This is a genomic window from Burkholderia sp. AU16741, from assembly GCF_002223345.1.
GTDB lineage: Bacteria > Pseudomonadota > Gammaproteobacteria > Burkholderiales > Burkholderiaceae > Burkholderia > Burkholderia sola.
Window position 1 is genome coordinate 315,027 of sequence record NZ_NKEZ01000003.1, and the last position, 17,677, is coordinate 332,703.

Sequence of the window (17,677 nt, forward strand, 5' to 3'; positions counted from 1 at the left end):
CCCGGGCCGCTGGTTCGCACCGCGGCCCGTTTGCATAGTTGGAATCACGCACACCATGACCACCGACACCACTGGCCGCACCGGCAATCCCGCGGCGGCCGCGAGCCCCGACCGGTTTCGCTACGGTTTCCTGAAGGGCAACCCGCAGCTCACGAAAAACGGCGAGCTGAAGCACCTGCTGTCGATCGAGGGCCTGCCGCGCTCGATCGTCAATCACATCCTCGATACGGCCGAGCAGTTCGTCAGCGTGACGGACCGTGAAGTGAAGAAGGTGCCGCTGCTGCGCGGCAAGTCCGTGTTCAACCTGTTCTTCGAGAACTCGACGCGCACCCGCACGACCTTCGAGATCGCCGCGACGCGCCTGTCGGCCGACGTGCTGAACCTGAACATCAATGCGTCGTCGACGAGCAAGGGCGAATCGCTGCTCGACACGATCAACAACCTGTCGGCGATGCATGCCGACCTGTTCGTCGTGCGCCACGCGTCGAGCGGCGCGCCGTACCTGATCGCCGAGCACTGCGCGCCGCACGTGCACGTGATCAACGCCGGCGACGGCCGCCACGCGCACCCGACGCAGGGCCTGCTCGACATGTACACGATCCGTCACTACAAGCGCGACTTCACGAAGCTGCGGGTGGCGATCGTCGGCGACATCCTGCATTCGCGCGTCGCGCGCTCCGACATCCATGCGCTGACCACGCTCGGCGTGCCGGAAGTGCGCGCGATCGGCCCGCGTACGCTGCTGCCGGGCGGCCTGGAGCAGATGGGCGTGAAGGTGTTCCACAACCTCGACGAGGGGCTGAAGGGCGTCGACGTGATCATCATGCTGCGCCTGCAGAACGAACGGATGAGCGGCGCGCTGCTGCCGTCCGCGCAGGAGTATTTCAAGACGTGGGGCCTGACGCCCGAGCGCCTCGCGCTCGCCGCGCCCGACGCGATCGTGATGCACCCGGGCCCGATGAACCGCGGCGTCGAGATCGATTCGCAGGTCGCCGACGGCCCGCAATCGGTGATCCTCAACCAGGTCACGTTCGGCATCGCCGTGCGGATGGCGGTGATGGGCATCGTCGCCGGCAACAGCGACTGAGCCCGCTTTCGCGCATCCTCGTTCAGGCATTCAACGTATTCAACGCATTCACAGACAGCGCATGAAGATTCATATCCAAGGCGGCACGCTGATCGACCCGGTCGCCGGCACCGAACGCCAGGCCGACGTATTCGTCGTGGACGGCAAGATCGCCGCGCTGGGCAGCGCGCCCGCCGGTTTCAACGCGGACAAGACGATCGACGCATCGGGCCTGATCGTCGCGCCCGGCCTCGTCGACCTGTGCGCGCGGCTGCGCGAGCCCGGCTACGAACACAAGGCGACGCTCGCGTCCGAGATGGCCGCGGCCGTCGCGGGCGGCGTCACGACCCTCGTGTGCCCGCCCGACACCGATCCCGTGCTCGACGAGCCCGGCCTCGTCGAAATGCTCAAGTTCCGCGCGCGCAACCTGCACCAGGCGAACGTGCATCCGCTCGGCGCGCTGACGGTCGGCCTCAAGGGCGAGGTGATCACCGAGATGGTCGCGCTGACCGAATCCGGCTGCGTCGGCTTCACGCATGCGAACGTGCCGGTGCGCGACACGCAGGTGCTGCTGCGCGCGCTGCAATACGCGAGCACCTACGGCTACACGACGTGGCTGCGTCCGCTCGATGCGTTCATCGGCCGCGGCGGCGTGGCCGCGAGTGGCGCGCTCGCGTCGCGGCTCGGGCTGTCCGGCGTGCCGGTCGCGGCCGAGACGATCGCGCTGCACACGATTTTCGAACTGATGCGCGTGACGGGCGCGCGCGTGCACCTCGCGCGGCTGTCGTCGGCGGCCGGGCTGGCGCTCGTGCGTGAAGCGAAGGTCGAGGGGCTGCCCGTGACCTGCGACGTCGGCGTGAACCATGTCCATCTGATCGACGTCGACATCGGCTACTTCGATTCGCAGTTCCGGCTCGACCCGCCGCTGCGCAGCGAGCGCGACCGCGAAGCGATCCGCGTGGCGCTCGCCGACGGCACGATCGACGCGATCTGCTCGGATCACACGCCAGTCGACGACGACGAGAAGCTGCTGCCGTTCGGCGAAGCGACGCCGGGCGCGACGGGGCTCGAACTGCTGCTGTCGCTGACGCTGAAGTGGGCGGACGAGACGCGTACGCCGCTCGCGCAGGCGCTGCGCCGCATCACGTCCGCGCCGGCCGACGTGCTGCAACTGCCGGCGGGGCGCCTCGCCGAAGGCGGCGCGGCCGACTTGTGCGTGTTCGATCCGCGCGCGCACTGGCGCGTCGAGCCGCGTGCGCTGAAGAGCCAGGGCCACAACTCGCCGTTCCTCGGCTACGAACTGCCGGCCACCGTGCGCGCGACGCTCGTGGCCGGGCAGGTCGCGTTCGAGCGCCACTGAACCACGCCGGATCTTCGCCATGACCGCTCTTCGCAAGCTGCGTCTCGTCTTTCACCTGCTGCGCGGCATGGCGATCGTCGCGCTGCGCTTTTCGCACGTCACGCCCGCGCGCCGCGCCGAACTGATACGCCGCTGGTCGGTCAAGATGCTGCGCATCTGCGGGATGCGCCTCGTCGTCCACAACGACGGCGCGCGGCTCGACGCGAGCGCGCTCATCGTGGGCAACCACGTGTCGTGGCTCGACATCTATGCGGTCAATGCGTGGCGGCCGACGCCGTTCGTGTCGAAGGCGGAGGTGCGGCAGTGGCCGGTCGTCGGTTGGCTCGCCGAGAAGCTCGACACGGTGTTCCTCCAGCGCGAGAAGCGTACCGAGGCGATGCGGATCATGCACGAGATGGCCGAGCGCCTGCGCACCGGCGGTGTGATGTGCGTGTTTCCGGAAGGGACGACGTCCGACGGCCAGGATCTGCTGCCGTTCCATGCGAACCTGTTCCAGGCCGCGGTATCGGCCGGCTGCGCGGTGCAGCCGATCTGCCTGATGTATGAGGACGCGTACGGGCGGCAGTCGGTCGCGCCGGCCTACACGGGCGATTTGTCGCTCGGCAAGTCGCTCGACATGGTGCTGCGCGGCGGCCCGCTCGTCGCGCATCTGTACGTGTGCGAACCGATCGCGCCGGGCGGCGACCGCCGGGCGACGTCCGCCGCGGCGCGCGATGCGATCGTGGCCGCGCTGGCGACGCTGCAGGAGAAGGTCGGCAAGCCGACGGCCGAGTCGCTCGCCGAGTTGCAGAAGCATGCGTATCCGGCGACCGAACTCGGCGCCGACGCGGCGGGCGACGCGACGACCGATGCGCCCGTGCCGGGGCGCGAGGGCTGACGCGCCGAGGGGGCGCGTGAATCAGCGTGTCGTCACTCGCCGCCCGGCGTGCGGCACGCCTCGCACTGCACCTGCGTGACCGTGCGCTGTGCCGGATCGGCCGTCAGCCGAACGGCCGACAACTGGTTTCCCCATACGCATCCCGAATCGAGCGCGACGACGTTGTCGCGCAGCATCAGGCCGAGCGCGGCCCAGTGCCCGAACACGACCGTCACGTCCTCGGTGCGGCGCCCCGGCACGTCGAACCACGGCAGGTAGCCGAGCGGCGCGCTGTCGGGGCCGCCGTTCGCCTTGAATTCCATTGCGCCATCGGGCGTGCAGAAGCGCAGGCGCGTGAACGCGTTGAACGCGACGCGCATCCGGTCGCGTTTTTTCAGGTTCGGGCTCCATTGATTCGGCTCGTTGCCGTACAGGCCTTGCAACGTGTCGCGCCAGTCGGGGGCACGGAGTGCGCGCTGGAGTTCGTCGGCGAGTTCGAGCGCGAGCGTGGCGTCCCATTGCGGTAGCACGCCCGCGTGCACGAGCAGCTTTCCGTCTTCGACATGCACGAACGGGCGGTGGCGCACCCAGTCGAGCAGCGCGTCGGCGTCGGGCGCGTCGAGGATCTCGCCGATGGTGTCGCCCGGGCGTTCGGTGCGCAGGCCGGCGGAGACCGCGAGCAGGTGCACGTCGTGATTGCCGAGCACGACGGTCGCGCGCGGGCCGAGGCCGACGACCGCGCGCAGCGCGGCGAGGGAGCCCGGGCCGCGGTTGACGACGTCGCCGGCGATCCAGAGGGGCGTGTCGGCGGGAGGCGCGAGCTGGTCGAGCAGCGACTGGAATGCGGAATGGCAGCCTTGGATGTCGCCGATGGCGAGGGGGGGGGAGGTCATGGGATCGAGGGGGCGCAAATCTGGGCGTACCGTAGGAAGAAGTTCGACAAAATGGGCCGCTTTCAAGATTACCATCTCACCCGAACGAGGCTGATTACGTAGGCTTTTTTCGCAATCGATGCGGGTTTCCGCCGCTGTTTCAAGTTGTTAGCAGCATAGCTTTCGCGTGGGAAGGCTTTCTATAATCACCGGTTTCCCCGTGAAAATTACCATCAGATGACTCTGGCAGGCGTGGTGACCGGGTAAAATGCCGGGCCTAAGGTGGCAGCAGATGATGTTGCCGCTCGCAACATCTGACGTGACAGTGGGCCTAGGCGGCGCTCGCCGTGTACTGCCGGCGCGGAGCCACATCATCTGTGGTCTCGCCCGACCTTTGCGGCGGTGGCTGCGGGTTCGGCATGGGCTCATTGACCGTGCTGGAGCGCTCTGACATGGTCGACGATATTTGTCTTGTGATCCTATTTCTTCATTTTTGAAAGCTTGCATGCTTACCCTCTCACTGGCTGACCTAAAGAAAAGCATAACGGCGTGGCGGTTGTGGACACTGCTCGGCTGGCTTGAAATTCGGCAACGCTATGCGCGTTCGCGGTTGGGGCCGTTCTGGCTGACGATTAGTATGGGTGTGATGATTACGTCGCTGGGCGTCGTCTACGGCACGTTGTTCGGGCAGAAGATCAACGAATATCTGCCGTTTCTAGCGTGCAGCCTCGTGCTTTGGGGGACATTTTCAGCGACCATCCAGGAAGGCAGTGTCGCGTACATCAACAGTGCGCCATACATCCGTCAGATGGCCACTCCGAAGTTGATCTACATCCTGCAGGTGGTCTGGCGGAACCTGATCGTCCTCGCACACAACTTCGTGATAGTCATCGCGCTGATGGCAATTTTCGGCGTGAAGCGCTGGGAGACGCTGCCGATGTTCATTCCGGCGCTACTGCTGTTTGTCGCCAATGCCACGTGGATTGCAATGGTGATCGGCCTGCTGTCGGCCCGCTTCCGTGACTTGCCGCAGATCGTGGGCGCGTTACTCCAGGTCGCGTTCTACGTAACGCCGATTATTTTCCGCCCAGATGCGTTGAATCGGTTCTCGTTCATCGTGGAATGGAATCCGCTCGCTTACCTGATTGACGTTGTGCGCAGCCCCCTGATCGGGCAGATTCCGAGCGGCACGAGCTGGGCGGTAGCGATCGGCATGGCGGTAATCGGATGGCCTGTCGCGCTATACATGACAGGGCGCTACCTGAAGCGCATTCCGTATTGGGTTTGAGGAGGCGCTATGGCATATATTGAATTGAAGAATGTCACGCTTGATCTGCCGATCTTCGACGTGCAGGGGCGTTCGCTTAAGAAGCAGGTGCTCCGCATGGGGCGGCGCAACAGGATCGCAGAAGGGAACGATGGAGTGATCGTCGTACGCGCGCTGGACGACGTGAATCTGCGTTTCGAGCGCGGCGATCGTGTTGGATTGATCGGATATAACGGCGCGGGCAAATCGACTCTGTTGCGGGCGATGGCAGGGATTTATCCTCCGACTTCTGGCGCGCTTTCGCGGGAGGGGAAAGTCGTGCCGTTGCTCGATATCGGCCTTGGCATGGACGAAAATTCGACCGGTATCCAGAACATCCGGCTCCGCGGGTTACTGCTCGGCATGTCCGATGCGGAGATCCGGGCAAAGCAGCGCGAAATTGCTGACTTCTGCGAGCTCGGGGATAGCCTGGACCTGCCGATTCGGACGTATTCCAGCGGGATGAAAGTACGGCTTGCGTTTGCGGTGTCAACGGCGGTGGATGCGGAAATCCTGTTGCTGGACGAAGTGATGGGGGTCGGAGATGCATTGTTCATGCACAAGGCGGAGGCACGGCTGGCGGATCTGCACAGTCGGGCGGAAATAGTCGTACTCGCGATGCACTCGAACTCGGAAATTCGCAAGGTGTGCAACAAGGTGCTCTGGATGGAGCATGGGCGCGTGCGCGCGTTCGGGCCTACGGAAGAGATCGTATCGGCTTACGAGGCGACAACAGGCTGAACGCGTCGACCGGCCAGGAGATCATGCTTGATCGCGTGCGGGATTTGCAGCACACGGCGGAAAGATGTCCCGTGACGGAATCGCTCCTGGCCGAGTGCGATCGACTGCTTGCGTCTTATCGTGTTGGGCCGGTCATGCTGCCCGACATCTGCGTTCAGAACAGCGAATTGCTCGTGATCCGAGCGATGTACTTCGGAAGTGCGCGCAACGTCATAGGTTGCGGCGACGCCTCACCTTTACAAACCGTCCACACGGCGATTCCCGAGCCATAACCGACGCGTGATGTGCCGAGGCCGAGTGTGTGATCTTGCGCATGCAGCGTGTTTTGACTTAGTGATCGTTGGCGGATTGCAGTGCGATACGCGTGTCGCCGAATCGTGGAATGGGCCAGCGACACAATCGGTCGCGGGTTGCCAGACAGCGTGGCCCGATTCATTCGGTACAGTTCATCCATTCGATGTACGTCCTCCGCAAGGCGGCACTGCGTGACGATGTTGTCGCGCGACCGTCGCGGGGGCGACTGTGGCGAAGCCGTAGGTTCGCATTATTTGCTCTGACGAAGACAGGATCGACGCGTCTGGCGTTCATCGCTATCCGTATTTCGAATGCGCTTGGGACTCACGTTTTTTCTATGCACAGAGCATGTTTTGCCGCTTGGGGGCACTTCACAAAGGGCTCGCGGAGACGGGGCGCGGCCCATCCGAAACTCTGTGTGCGAGGCATAAACTGACGGCCAAGGAGCCGCTTTTATGCCACGCACGCGCAAGGAAGAAGTGACGATTGAACCGAGCAAGAGCTCGAACCGAGACCCGACACTGATCAAGCAACTAGTCCCCGAAACTCTGGATCGGGCAACGATCAGCGAGCAACTGGCCGCGCAAGAAGGCGATCTTGGCCGTGCGCTGGGCGGACTCCATATCGGCTTTGAAGGTTCGCGGGATTACGGCATTGCATTGCGCAGCATCGAGCAGCTCGATGCTGCCGGTCGCGCGGCATCTGGATGCCGTCGAATAGACGGTGCGAATCTGCGGTGTCCGGTACCCGCCGCAGCCCGTGCCATCTCTCGTGAGCCTGACCATTCCAACGCTGCGCCCTGCAGTTGATTCGTCGTTGCATCCACAGCATTGTCGCGAAGACGCAGTAATTTGTGGTTTTTGGGTCGTGATGCTGGTTTTTGCTGATCCGAAAGCGACTGATGAGGAAGTGCGCGGGCTCGACGAGGCGAGGTTGATCGTCGCGTGCGACGACGTGAAATTGTGTTGGTCGTGCCCGAGAGGGGCAATTGAAACTTGTGGGCGAAATTTGAGGCTTTATCATTGCACGTCCACTCCGCGCCTGCGAGGACAACCTGGAAAGGCAGGCGCGCACTGTCCCCGAAATTGCCCACATGCATAAGCGCTGAGTTATGCTCGTAGCGGACCATCCTGCTTGCAGCTTGCATCTTTCTTGGGAGCTTGACGACTTCGTCTTCCTGCCCCCAGCCACAGCGCGTCGAGCAATTGCGATGAGGAATCCACGGCCTGTCGTACCGGCTGTCGTCTCCTTCGGAGGTTCAGGGTAGTCGGTAGGGTAGTGTCTGTATAATTGTTGCGGTTTGTAACGTTTGCTGCACCATATGCTCTTCCAACGTTGAACTCGATGCAGTCGCGAGGTGTTTGACGGGAAAGTGAATGGTTAAAATTTGGAGAGGTTAGGAATGGCGGAATCTGAAGAGCGAGTCTTGATCACGGGTGCCGGTGGGGTGATCGGCCATGCATTAAAGCGGGAATTGGCGGACTCGGGGTATTCGAACGTCGTCGCAATCACGAGCAGTGACGTTGATCTTAGAGATCAAAATGCGACTGAAAAAATGTTCGATGAATTGCGCCCGACTATCGTTTTCCATATGGCGGCGCGGGTGTACGGCATCATGGGGAATATGTCCAATCGGGGCATCGCGTATCTGGACAACGTTCGAATCAATACCAACGTAGTCGAGGCTGCGCGTCAAACAGGCTGCAAGAAGTTTGTCGCCATGGGCTCGACAGCTATTTACTCTGATCAAGTGCGTCTCCCGATGTCGGAGGAGGAAATCTGGGTTGGGGCGCCGCATCATTCCGAGGCTCCGTACGCACACAGCAAGCGCGGTATGCTTGCGCAGCTCGAGGCCTACAAAGATCAATACGGAATGGACTACGCATTTTGCGTATCCACCAATCTCTTCGGTCCTCACGATAAATTCGACGAGAAGTTCGGACACGTCATTCCGTCGCTTGTGTCGAAATTCTATCGTGCATCTGTTCTAGGGCAGCCCATCTCCGTCTGGGGGTCTGGGAAGGCTGAACGGGATTTTCTCTTCAGCGGCGACGCAGCGTATGCGCTTCGCCTTATCGCCGAAAATCACTCGGGTGCAATCAATCTGGCGACCGGTCAATCGCACACGATTCGACATACGGTCGACACGCTTTGCAAGATTTCGGGCTTCAGTGGCAGCGTCGAATGGGATGCGACAAAGCCGGATGGCCAAAAATTGCGCGCATACGATATCTCTCGTCTGACGGCGTTGGGTTTCAAACCAAGACTCTCGTTCGACGAAGCGTTGGCGATTACTTATGACTGGTATTGCAAGAATGTAGCGTCCGCCAGAAAGTAATTGCATGGTATTGCCTCTGGTGTGCTTGCATGTAAAGAGGCTGCACACCATCTTTCTAACGTGTGGTCATTCGAGTTGTTTGATCGATGAAATTTGTATCGTACGCGCAGAACTATGAAGATGTGATGCTCCGGCGCGCGCTCGCTAAAGTCGATCGCGGATTCTACATAGATGTTGGCGCCGCCGAGCCGTATGCAGATTCGGTAACGGCGGCATTCTACGAGCGGGGCTGGCGTGGCGTAAATATCGAGCCGATGCCTGGGCCGTTCAATAGGCTGGCCCAGGCCCGACCTCAAGACGTCAATCTACAAGTCGCCGTGGAGAACAAGCAGACGGTCGCCCGGTATTTCGCAGTGGATGGCGGTAACGGGATTTCGACGGGTATTCAAAAGCTTGCCGAAGGGTATAGGAACGCGAACTGGGACATCAGTCAGGTAACGGTTGCGGTCACGACATTGCGCGATATATGCGAAACGTATGTCGGCGAGAGGCCAGTCCATTTCCTCAAGATCGATGTGGAAGGTAACGAAAAAGAGGTGCTGGCGAGTGCCGATTTCAATACCTTTCGCCCTTGGATCATCCTGGTCGAGGCCACGGAGCCGAATTCCCAGATACCGTCCCATGACGACTGGGAAGGTCTCTTGCAGGAAGCGGAATATCATTTCGTCTATTTCGATGGATTGAACCGCTTCTACGTGTCGGCAGAAAAGATGGATGAATTGAAACATGCCTTTATGGTTCCGCCAAACTGGTTTGACGGATTCATTCGAGCATCGGAATTCGACATGATTCAGCGTGCGACGGATCTGGAGCAGCAACTCGTTGAGTCGCAGCGGCAGCTGCAGGAGGCTCGTGACGGATGGTCTTTGGAAAAGGGCGCACGAGAAGAATTAGAGGTGCGATTGAACAGTGCATATCACCACATGACTGATCGGGTGCATGACGAGCAGGCGTCGCAGGGTGTTTTGCAAGACGCAAGCCAAGATCCCGCGATGAAGAATCCCGAGATCTCGCACGAGGAAATCGATCAACTCAAGGCGCGACCTGCGGGAAGTGCGGGAGACCTCGAGAATCATCAGGTCCAATTGGCCGAGTTGCGCGCCCGATTGACCGAGAGTGAAAAGTCCGGACAAGCGCTCAGCGTCGAGCGTGACACCGCCTACCAGGAACTATTCGAGTCATCCAGGCATGCTGCTTGGCTGAGCCAGGAAAGAGTGCGCTTGCAGGAAAGGATCGACGAGTCATCCAGACATGCTGTTTGGGTGAATCAGGAACGGGGACGCTTGCAGGGGAAGGTCGACGAGCTTGAACACATGGTCGATACGCTCCGCTTGCAAGAGGAGCGTGTTTCGGCCGCGCTGCAAGCGGTGTTCCAGAGCACATCGTGGAAATTGACCGGCCCGATGAGATGCATAAAGCGCATGATGCGTCGCCGATCCTAGTATTAATGGAGCAAGTTTTGGTATCGAATTCGATTTGCGTCATTGGTCGCTGTACTTTCGGCACTGGAATCGGCGCTGTGACTTATGCAGCGTGTGAGATGTTGAGCCGATTTTATGCTGTTTCCATTTTCCCGACTGAGCCGCATTTCCGTACTGAGCGCGAAATCGTACTGCCGAACGGGACGGTGATCCCCGTTTGCACTGATCTTTCGCAGGCAAAGGTTGTCTTCTATGCGGACGTGCTCTGGAACGGAGCATATGACTTGAATTACACCCTGGTTCCGCCCGGGGTGTTGCGATTTGCTCATATCGCTTACGATTCCGATGAACTACCGTCTCAATGGGTCAAAGTGCTTAACGAGCACTTCGATTTCGCTCTCTTCATGAGCCATCACTTGGAAGGCGTGGCTCGGAGATCGGGTGTCGAGATAGGGGTGGGTACACTGCCACTCGCCTTGGACATTGAGGGACTGTTGAGTCGTCCCTATAGAGCATCGTCCGATGGCAAGATCAAATTCTGTTCGATTGCAGCATTTCACGCGCGTAAAGGTGTTGAGGCGCTTGTCGAGGGGTTCATTCGTGCTTTCGGTGATCGACAGGACGTGGAGCTCACGATACATTCAAATCTAGCTATCGGCTCAAGTTTTGAGCGCGTCAAAAAACTGGTCGACTCGAGAAAGGCAACGAATATTGTAATCAGCTGTGCTCCCCTGACTGATCAAGAAAAAAATTCACTGATCGAGGAATGTGATGTTTTCGTGAATTGCTCTCGTGGTGAAGGATATTCCATCGGACCGCGAGAAGCCCTGGCATTAGGGAAAGTGCTTGCAATAACGGCTGTCGGTGGTCATAACGATCTAATTTCTGCGCCTGGCGTTTTTTCTATACCGGCTACTATTGCGATGCCGGCACGCTACCCGGAAATCGATAACCTTGTAGTCGGTCGGCAATTTGCTGCGGACATCGACGACATTGGCACTGCGCTCACGGACGCTTTCGAATATGTTTCGTCCGGCATAAGCGCGACGACGGTACACGCGCGGCGCCAACTCGCTGCCGAGTTCAGTTTTACTGCTCTGGAGTTGAATTACGGTGAGTTGATCGATACCAAGCTTCGGTCATTCCGGCCTCGGCAATGCGGTTCGCGTTTTGCCAGATTGCCGGCCGAATTGCCAGCGACCGTGGAGCGGTTTCTGGGCCATCGTTCAGCATCACTTCCTGGTGTTGATCGCACCGTCGTGCAATCTCATGACGGCGGCTTCTTCTCCGTCTTCAATGCATTCATGAGCCATTTGGTGTGGGATCAGCGTGATAAGCGGTGTCATATGGTCTTGCCTGACTGGAACGTGGATCGCATGATCAAGCGCGCAGGTACGGCTCAGTTCATGAGCTTTTGCTATGGGCGCCCAAATGAGGGAAATGTCTGGTCCAAGCTGTTCGAACCGCTCTATGGCCTCAGCGACGCAGACATGGACGACGAGAGCTTCCTGTACGCAAAGGGGCGTCCTCCTGTCGCGGTGTTCAATCACGAGCGTGAGCCGCAGCTTACTTATGTCCATGCGTATAAGCTGTATAAGAGCGGTCAATTTTCACGCATTCGCTCGCAATACAACAGGGTATTCAAGGATCATGTGCATTTGCGCCCTCGATACCAGCAAGAATTGGATGAATTCCGGGAGAAATTTGCCGGGAAGTTTATGATCGCGGCTCACGTCAAGCATCCGAGTCACGTGATCGAGCAGCCGAGTGGAAAAATCGCGCACATCCAATCGTATATAGACGGTATTAAGCGTCAGCTTGATGCTCGTGGGCTCAAAAAGGATTCACCAGACTGGGCGATATTTCTCGCGACGGATCAGGATCGAGTAATTAATGTCTTCAAGGGAGAGTTTGGCGACAAGGTCTTTTTCTACGAGGATGTCCGCCGAACGACGGAGGCCGAAGACGCGCGCTACGACCAGTTGGGGGCGGATGAGCGTCGTGCAGAAGGCTTCCAGGTGCAGCACTTGGTCGCTGCAAATCCGGATAACTGGAACATTAGGATGGCTTGGGAAGTCATTCGCGATGCGATGACCATGGCATATTGCAATGTGCTTCTCCACATTGTCAGCAATGTGTCGACAGCAGTGTCGTACATGAATCCTGACATTGAACTGGTTTTCTGTTCCGCAGAAGAGGGTGAGTCCGCACGTCACTGAATGTCTGCTTTGCGTGTGGCGCCGAGGGCATGCGGAGCGTGGAGTGCGCGCCGGGCTTGGTCGTTGCGTCTGATGGAAAACATATGGGGCCAACAAGCAAGTGCTGGTGCGCATGACAAAGCTGGTGCGTCTGCGCGACAAGTGCGCCAGAACTATGAGGTGACTTGCGCCCTAAGCGCGACGCTATATCAGAACTGACGGTGCCGCACCGTAAGATGTATCGCTGGTCAGTCGAATTGCTACGGCCTATCGGCAGATTGTCGGATGCCGTGGGACGTTTGATTCCACACGGGCAGGCGATACGAGCGTGGGGGGGCGATGCAACTCTCGAGAGTGGGGCCATGACTTTCGCCGCCAGTACGCTGTCGCGCGGCAGAATGAGATGGAAAGGTACGCCGCCGATTGAGGCCACTGCGCGAGCCCTGTCGTTATCTAGAATTTATATGTGAGTTACAGGAGATAGTTTGTCCACCAACGCTCAGGATTGCCCAACTAGCGAAATTTTGCGTATCGCGGTGGTGAGTTCCCCGCGGAGCGGTAATTCATGGATCAGATCAACGCTCGCCGGCGCACTGTCCATGCAGGAGATCGCGGTTCACAATTATCTCGATGCCCCTGCCGTTTTGCCGGCGAGGTGTTTTCTTCAGATCCATTGGTATCGCGAGCCGAACTTTCAAGCTTGGCTTCGTGCGAACCAATTTCGCGTATTGACGGTAGCAAGACATCCACTCGACGTTCTTGTGTCGGCGCTGCACTACATTCGATACGAACCGGGAACGAGCCGATGGCTTGAGGGGAATGTGAAGTTGCCCGGGAAATTGGCGAGCGCCAGCCCGTCCTCGGCCGAATTTCTTGAGTACGCTCTCGGCATGGGAGCGGAGGATCTGCTGTCGATCACCTATCAATGGTGGAACGATCCAGAGGTGCTTCGCCTTCGATACGAAGATGCCGTCGCGAACCCGGAAGTGGTGCTGGGCAATCAGATCGCTGCATTGGGAGGTAGTGCACAGGATGTCGTTCCCTGGCTGGCGCATCTCAGTATCGAGAAGATGCGGGCGACGCCGAACCGGCACGGGTGGCAGGGAAGCCCGGGGCTCTGGCGCCGTTTGATTGTCCCTCAAGACGCCATTCGCATCTACAGAAGGCATCGAAGAGTTTTTGATACCTTGGGCTACGCGATTGGGCCGTACTTTCTGACGCGTGCATCGGCCTATCGAAACTGGATGGCGCGACTTTAGCAGGGGGGCGCTTGGTCGTGTTTCACAACGCGACGGCGGGTGTATGCCTCGCGAATTCCCGCTCACCCGATAGAGGGATGTGTTTCGTCAAGCGCTCGGGGCCGACTCGGGTCGGTAAATGGTGCTGCTACGCGGCATGGCGAGCAGAACATCGCAGTGTCGCCGTGAGGGTGCGATGAGCGCTTGATTTTGATGCTCGCCCTGTTGGATCTTTCGGACGTAGTAAATCCACGAGACGGGGTTCCGCAATGTCGCGAAGGTAGATGGAAGCAAGGCGCGCTGGTAGAAGGGGGAGCGCTATATCGCGGGCGAGCTAGATACCACTTTAACCGGTGGACTTTTCCGGCGCCCGGGAGTATCAATTTGTTACAGGCATGACTCTTGCTTGGTGCGATTTCCTATAATTACCTTTTTCTTGCAGAAATTAGCACTTCGTGACATTGACGACCATGGTGACCGGTTAAAATTCGGGCCTGACGTGGCTCGGGCGTTGCCACCCGTGATATGTCATGCGACGAGCGCCCGACCGGGGCGTGCCGCACATTTCTAGAGGGAGTCTCATGATCCTGGTGACGGGCGGTGCGGGTTTTATCGGCGCCAACTTTGTTCTCGACTGGCTACACCGCAACGACGAAGCCGTGCTCAATGTCGACAAGCTGACCTATGCGGGCAATCTGCGCACGCTGCAGTCGCTGACTGACAATCCGAAGCACGTATTTGCGCGGGTCGATATCTGCGATCGCGCCGCGCTCGACGCACTGTTTTCGGACCACAAGCCGCGTGCCGTCGTGCACTTCGCCGCCGAAAGCCACGTTGATCGTTCGATCCATGGTCCTGCCGATTTCGTGCAGACCAATGTCGTCGGCACGTTTACGCTGCTCGATGCGGCGCGCGCGCACTGGAGTGGCCTGAGTGATGCCGACAAGGCCGGATTCCGCTTCCTGCACGTGTCGACCGACGAGGTATTCGGCTCGCTATCCCCGACTGATCCGCAATTCTCGGAAACGACGCCATACGCGCCGAACAGCCCATACTCGGCGACAAAGGCCGGATCCGATCACCTGGTGCGTGCCTACCACCATACGTACGGCCTCCCGACGCTGACGACGAACTGCTCGAACAACTATGGCCCATATCAGTTTCCCGAGAAGCTGATTCCGCTGATGATTGCGAACGCGCTTGCGGGCAAGCCGCTGCCCATCTACGGCGACGGCCAGAATGTGCGCGACTGGCTGTACGTCGGCGATCATTGCGGTGCTATCCGCGAGATACTTGCGCGCGGCGTACCGGGCGAGACGTACAACGTCGGTGGCTGGAACGAGAAGAAGAATCTCGACGTCGTGCATACATTGTGCGACCTGCTCGACAGCGCGTGTCCGAAGGCCACTGGCTCGTATCGTGACCAGATCACCTATGTGACGGATCGTCCGGGCCACGATCGCCGCTATGCGATCGACGCGCACAAGCTTGAACGAGAACTGGGGTGGAAGCCGGTGGAGACGTTCGAAACGGGGCTGGCGAAGACCGTACGCTGGTATCTCGACAATCAGGCTTGGGTTGACGACGTCGTGTCTGGCGAATATCGCAAGTGGGTCGAGACGAATTACGCGCAACGCACTTGAGGGCATGGTCGATGGCACGTAAAGGCATCATTCTCGCGGGCGGGTCCGGCACTCGACTGTATCCGATCACGCACGTCGTATCGAAGCAGCTCCTGCCGGTCTACGACAAGCCGATGATCTACTATCCGCTGTCCACGTTGATGGTGGCCGGGATCCGCGACGTACTCATCATTTCGACACCGCAGGACACGCCGCGCTTCGAGGCGATGCTTGGCGATGGTAGTCAGTGGGGGATGAATATCCGCTACGCGGTGCAGCCGTCACCGGACGGGCTCGCGCAGGCGTTCATCATCGGCAGGGAATTCGTCGGCAACGATCCGTCGGCGCTGATTCTCGGTGACAACATTTTCTACGGGCACGATCTGGCGAAAAAACTGGAGCGTGCGGACGCGAAGGAGTCGGGCGCGACTGTGTTCGCGTATCACGTGCAGGATCCCGAGCGCTACGGCGTCGTCGAATTCGACAAGCAATTCCATGCGCTGTCGATCGAGGAAAAGCCGGCCGCGCCGCGCTCGAATTATGCGGTGACAGGCTTGTACTTCTACGACAATCAGGTGTGCGACATCGCCGCGGATATCAAGCCATCCGCGCGCGGTGAACTCGAGATCACTGACGTGAATTCGCGCTATCTCGCTGACGGCAAGCTCGACGTCGAGATCATGGGGCGCGGCTATGCATGGCTCGATACCGGCACCCACGATTCGTTGATCGATGCAGCGACGTTCATCGCGACGTTGCAGAAGCGTCAGGGGCTCGTTGTTGCCTGTCCTGAAGAGATCGCCTATCGAAGACAGTGGATCGACGCGGAGCAGTTGCGCAAGCTTGCCGTGCCGCTGGCGAAGAACGGCTACGGGCGCTATCTCGAACACGTTCTTTTGGATCAGGTTGCATGGCAATTCAAGTAACGGCGACGGCGCTGCCGGAAGTCAAGATTATCGAGCCGAAGGTGTTCGGCGATGCGCGTGGCCATTTCTATGAAAGCTTCAACGCGCGCGACTTTGCGGAACACGTGGCGGCGGGCGTCGAATTCCCTCAGGACAATCATTCACGCTCGACAAAAGGCGTGCTGCGCGGCCTCCACTACCAGATTCGGCACGCGCAGGGAAAGCTCGTGCGCGTCGTGGAGGGCGAGGTATTCGACGTCGCGGTCGACATCCGCAAGCACTCACCGAATTTCGGCAAGTGGGTCGGCGTCGTGCTGTCGGCCGAGAATCATCGGCAGGTATGGATTCCGCCCGGTTTTGCGCACGGCTTCGTCGTGCTGTCCGACGCAGCGCAATTCCTGTACAAGACGACCGATTACTGGTACCCGGAGCACGAGCGCTGTATCGTGTGGAACGATCCGGAGATCGGGATCGAATGGCCGGTCGATGTAGAACCGTTGCTGGCGGCCAAGGATGCCGCAGGCTCACGACTTAGCGAAGCCGAGGTCTACATTTGAGACAGGATACGAGGCAGCAGTCGACGATTCTCGTGACCGGGGTAACCGGCCAGATCGGTTTCGAATTGTTGCGGACGCTCCAGGGGCTTGGTCGAGTGGTGCCGTGTGACCGGTCAATGCTCGATCTTTCCGATCTCGATCGTGTGCGGGCTTTCGTACGGGAGCTGAAGCCGTCCCTGATCGTGAATCCGGCCGCTTATACGGCGGTGGACAGGGCAGAGACCGAAATCGAGCTCGCGCGACGCTTGAATGTCGACGTGCCGCGCGTATTTGCCGAGGAGGCGGCGCGTAGCGGCGGCGCCCTGATTCACTACTCGACCGATTATGTGTTCGACGGTGCGAAAGCGGCAGCGTATGTAGAAACCGACCCGACGAATCCCCTGAATGTATACGGAGCGACGAAGCTCGAGGGGGAACAGGCGATCGCCGCGACCGGATGTGCGCATTTGATCTTGCGAACGAGCTGGGTATATGGCCGGCGCGGCAGCAACTTCCTGCTGACGATGCTGCGGCTGGGTGCCGAGCGCTCCGAGTTGCGGGTCGTCGCGGATCAGATCGGCGCGCCGACCTGGGCCAGGACTATTGCCGCCGCGACATCGCACATCGTCGCCCAGGGCGCTGCATCGGTTGACGCCGACTGGTGGGCGCGCCGGTCCGGTATCTACCACTTTACGTCTGCCGGAGCGACCTCCTGGAGCGGCTTTGCCGAAGCGATCTTGGGTATCGCGATGGCTTCACGTGCGCCGAGGGTGGTGCCGATTTCCTCGGACGACTATCCGACGGCCGCAAGGCGGCCGGCCAACTCGCGAATGGCGTTGGGGAAGCTGACGACAGCATTCGGATTGCAGATGCCGGATTGGCGCGATGCATTGCAACTGTGCTTGAGCGAATGAGGGGTCACGA

The 17,677-nt window shown here is 59.8% G+C and carries 15 protein-coding genes and 1 pseudogene; 14 read left to right on the forward strand and 2 right to left on the reverse strand.

The features are described from left to right. The first annotated feature begins 55 nt into the window (after window positions 1-55). From CFB89_RS03845 to CFB89_RS03855, 3 genes are all read left to right on the forward strand, one after another. The gene (locus tag CFB89_RS03845; RefSeq protein WP_006476735.1) at window positions 56-1,087 is read left to right on the forward strand and encodes an aspartate carbamoyltransferase catalytic subunit; all 1,032 of its coding nucleotides are present in this window, start codon (window positions 56-58) and stop codon (window positions 1,085-1,087) included. Window positions 1,088-1,148: 61 nt separating this feature from the next. Next, on the forward strand, window positions 1,149-2,426 hold the full coding sequence (locus CFB89_RS03850) for a dihydroorotase (protein WP_089466802.1): 1,278 nt from the start codon (window positions 1,149-1,151) through the stop codon (window positions 2,424-2,426). A 19-nt stretch (window positions 2,427-2,445) separates the two neighbouring features. Continuing rightward, window positions 2,446-3,303, forward strand: a complete 858-nt coding sequence (locus CFB89_RS03855; protein ID WP_089466803.1) for a 1-acyl-sn-glycerol-3-phosphate acyltransferase — start codon at window positions 2,446-2,448, stop codon at window positions 3,301-3,303. A gap of 32 nt (window positions 3,304-3,335) precedes the next feature. Here the strand turns inward: CFB89_RS03855 and CFB89_RS03860 are convergent, their stop codons facing one another. Further along, window positions 3,336-4,175, reverse strand: a complete 840-nt coding sequence (locus CFB89_RS03860) for a symmetrical bis(5'-nucleosyl)-tetraphosphatase (RefSeq protein ID WP_089466804.1) — start codon at window positions 4,173-4,175, stop codon at window positions 3,336-3,338. Between the two features lie 484 nt (window positions 4,176-4,659). Here CFB89_RS03860 and CFB89_RS03865 point away from each other — a divergent pair, with 484 nt between their 5' ends. Further along, a complete protein-coding gene (locus CFB89_RS03865) occupies window positions 4,660-5,442 on the forward strand; it encodes an ABC transporter permease (RefSeq protein WP_069621198.1) in 783 nt (260 codons plus the stop codon). Window positions 5,443-5,451: 9 nt separating this feature from the next. Next, window positions 5,452-6,201: an ABC transporter ATP-binding protein gene (locus CFB89_RS03870; protein WP_089466805.1), complete on the forward strand. Its 750-nt coding sequence runs from the start codon at window positions 5,452-5,454 to the stop codon at window positions 6,199-6,201. A 154-nt stretch (window positions 6,202-6,355) separates the two neighbouring features. On the opposite strand, the gene CFB89_RS34755 is transcribed toward CFB89_RS03870, so the two are convergent. Further along, window positions 6,356-6,655, reverse strand: coding sequence for a hypothetical protein (locus CFB89_RS34755; RefSeq protein ID WP_179233373.1), 300 nt, complete (start codon window positions 6,653-6,655; stop codon window positions 6,356-6,358). A 295-nt stretch (window positions 6,656-6,950) separates the two neighbouring features. Between CFB89_RS34755 and CFB89_RS35635 the strand changes: the two are divergent. The 9 genes and pseudogenes from CFB89_RS35635 to rfbD form a co-directional block, all read left to right on the forward strand. Further along, window positions 6,951-7,130: pseudogene (locus CFB89_RS35635) on the forward strand (IS256 family transposase); the annotation flags it as partial. Between the two features lie 767 nt (window positions 7,131-7,897). Beyond that, window positions 7,898-8,833 carry a GDP-L-fucose synthase gene (locus CFB89_RS03880; protein WP_089466806.1) on the forward strand — a complete coding sequence of 312 codons (936 nt, stop codon included), beginning with the start codon at window positions 7,898-7,900 and terminating at the stop codon, window positions 8,831-8,833. An 86-nt stretch (window positions 8,834-8,919) separates the two neighbouring features. Then, on the forward strand, window positions 8,920-10,275 hold the full coding sequence (locus tag CFB89_RS03885) for an FkbM family methyltransferase (RefSeq protein WP_089466807.1): 1,356 nt from the start codon (window positions 8,920-8,922) through the stop codon (window positions 10,273-10,275). Next, a complete protein-coding gene (locus CFB89_RS03890) occupies window positions 10,218-12,473 on the forward strand; it encodes a glycosyltransferase (protein ID WP_256979568.1) in 2,256 nt (751 codons plus the stop codon). The genes CFB89_RS03885 and CFB89_RS03890 overlap by 58 nt, the downstream gene beginning before the upstream one ends. A 464-nt stretch (window positions 12,474-12,937) precedes the next feature. Continuing rightward, the gene (locus CFB89_RS33965) at window positions 12,938-13,711 is read left to right on the forward strand and encodes a sulfotransferase domain-containing protein (protein WP_144030056.1); all 774 of its coding nucleotides are present in this window, start codon (window positions 12,938-12,940) and stop codon (window positions 13,709-13,711) included. Between the two features lie 560 nt (window positions 13,712-14,271). Then, window positions 14,272-15,333, forward strand: coding sequence for a dTDP-glucose 4,6-dehydratase (gene rfbB, locus CFB89_RS03900; protein ID WP_089466809.1), 1,062 nt, complete (start codon window positions 14,272-14,274; stop codon window positions 15,331-15,333). An 11-nt stretch (window positions 15,334-15,344) separates the two neighbouring features. Then, window positions 15,345-16,238 carry a glucose-1-phosphate thymidylyltransferase RfbA gene (rfbA, locus tag CFB89_RS03905; protein ID WP_089466810.1) on the forward strand — a complete coding sequence of 298 codons (894 nt, stop codon included), beginning with the start codon at window positions 15,345-15,347 and terminating at the stop codon, window positions 16,236-16,238. After that, window positions 16,223-16,774, forward strand: coding sequence for a dTDP-4-dehydrorhamnose 3,5-epimerase (gene rfbC, locus CFB89_RS03910; protein ID WP_089466811.1), 552 nt, complete (start codon window positions 16,223-16,225; stop codon window positions 16,772-16,774). The genes rfbA and rfbC overlap by 16 nt, the downstream gene beginning before the upstream one ends. Next, entirely contained in the window at window positions 16,771-17,667 is an 897-nt protein-coding gene (gene rfbD / locus CFB89_RS03915) for a dTDP-4-dehydrorhamnose reductase (RefSeq protein ID WP_089466812.1), read from the forward strand. The genes rfbC and rfbD overlap by 4 nt, the downstream gene beginning before the upstream one ends. Window positions 17,668-17,677: the final 10 nt, after the last annotated feature.

Excerpts from the sequence above, each read along its gene's own strand:
- CFB89_RS03885 (WP_089466807.1), top strand. The coding sequence starts at position 8,920 with ATGAAATTTGTATCGTACGCGCAGAACTATGAAGATGTGATGCTCCGG.
- rfbC (WP_089466811.1), top strand. The coding sequence starts at position 16,223 with ATGGCAATTCAAGTAACGGCGACGGCGCTGCCGGAAGTCAAGATTATC.
- CFB89_RS03845 (WP_006476735.1), top strand. The coding sequence starts at position 56 with ATGACCACCGACACCACTGGCCGCACCGGCAATCCCGCGGCGGCCGCG.
- CFB89_RS03860 (WP_089466804.1), bottom strand. The coding sequence starts at position 4,175 with ATGACCTCCCCCCCCCTCGCCATCGGCGACATCCAAGGCTGCCATTCC.
- CFB89_RS03870 (WP_089466805.1), top strand. The coding sequence starts at position 5,452 with ATGGCATATATTGAATTGAAGAATGTCACGCTTGATCTGCCGATCTTC.
- CFB89_RS03855 (WP_089466803.1), top strand. The coding sequence starts at position 2,446 with ATGACCGCTCTTCGCAAGCTGCGTCTCGTCTTTCACCTGCTGCGCGGC.
- CFB89_RS03850 (WP_089466802.1), top strand. The coding sequence starts at position 1,149 with ATGAAGATTCATATCCAAGGCGGCACGCTGATCGACCCGGTCGCCGGC.
- CFB89_RS34755 (WP_179233373.1), bottom strand. The coding sequence starts at position 6,655 with ATGGATGAACTGTACCGAATGAATCGGGCCACGCTGTCTGGCAACCCG.
- CFB89_RS03880 (WP_089466806.1), top strand. The coding sequence starts at position 7,898 with ATGGCGGAATCTGAAGAGCGAGTCTTGATCACGGGTGCCGGTGGGGTG.
- CFB89_RS03865 (WP_069621198.1), top strand. The coding sequence starts at position 4,660 with ATGCTTACCCTCTCACTGGCTGACCTAAAGAAAAGCATAACGGCGTGG.
- rfbB (WP_089466809.1), top strand. The coding sequence starts at position 14,272 with ATGATCCTGGTGACGGGCGGTGCGGGTTTTATCGGCGCCAACTTTGTT.
- rfbA (WP_089466810.1), top strand. The coding sequence starts at position 15,345 with ATGGCACGTAAAGGCATCATTCTCGCGGGCGGGTCCGGCACTCGACTG.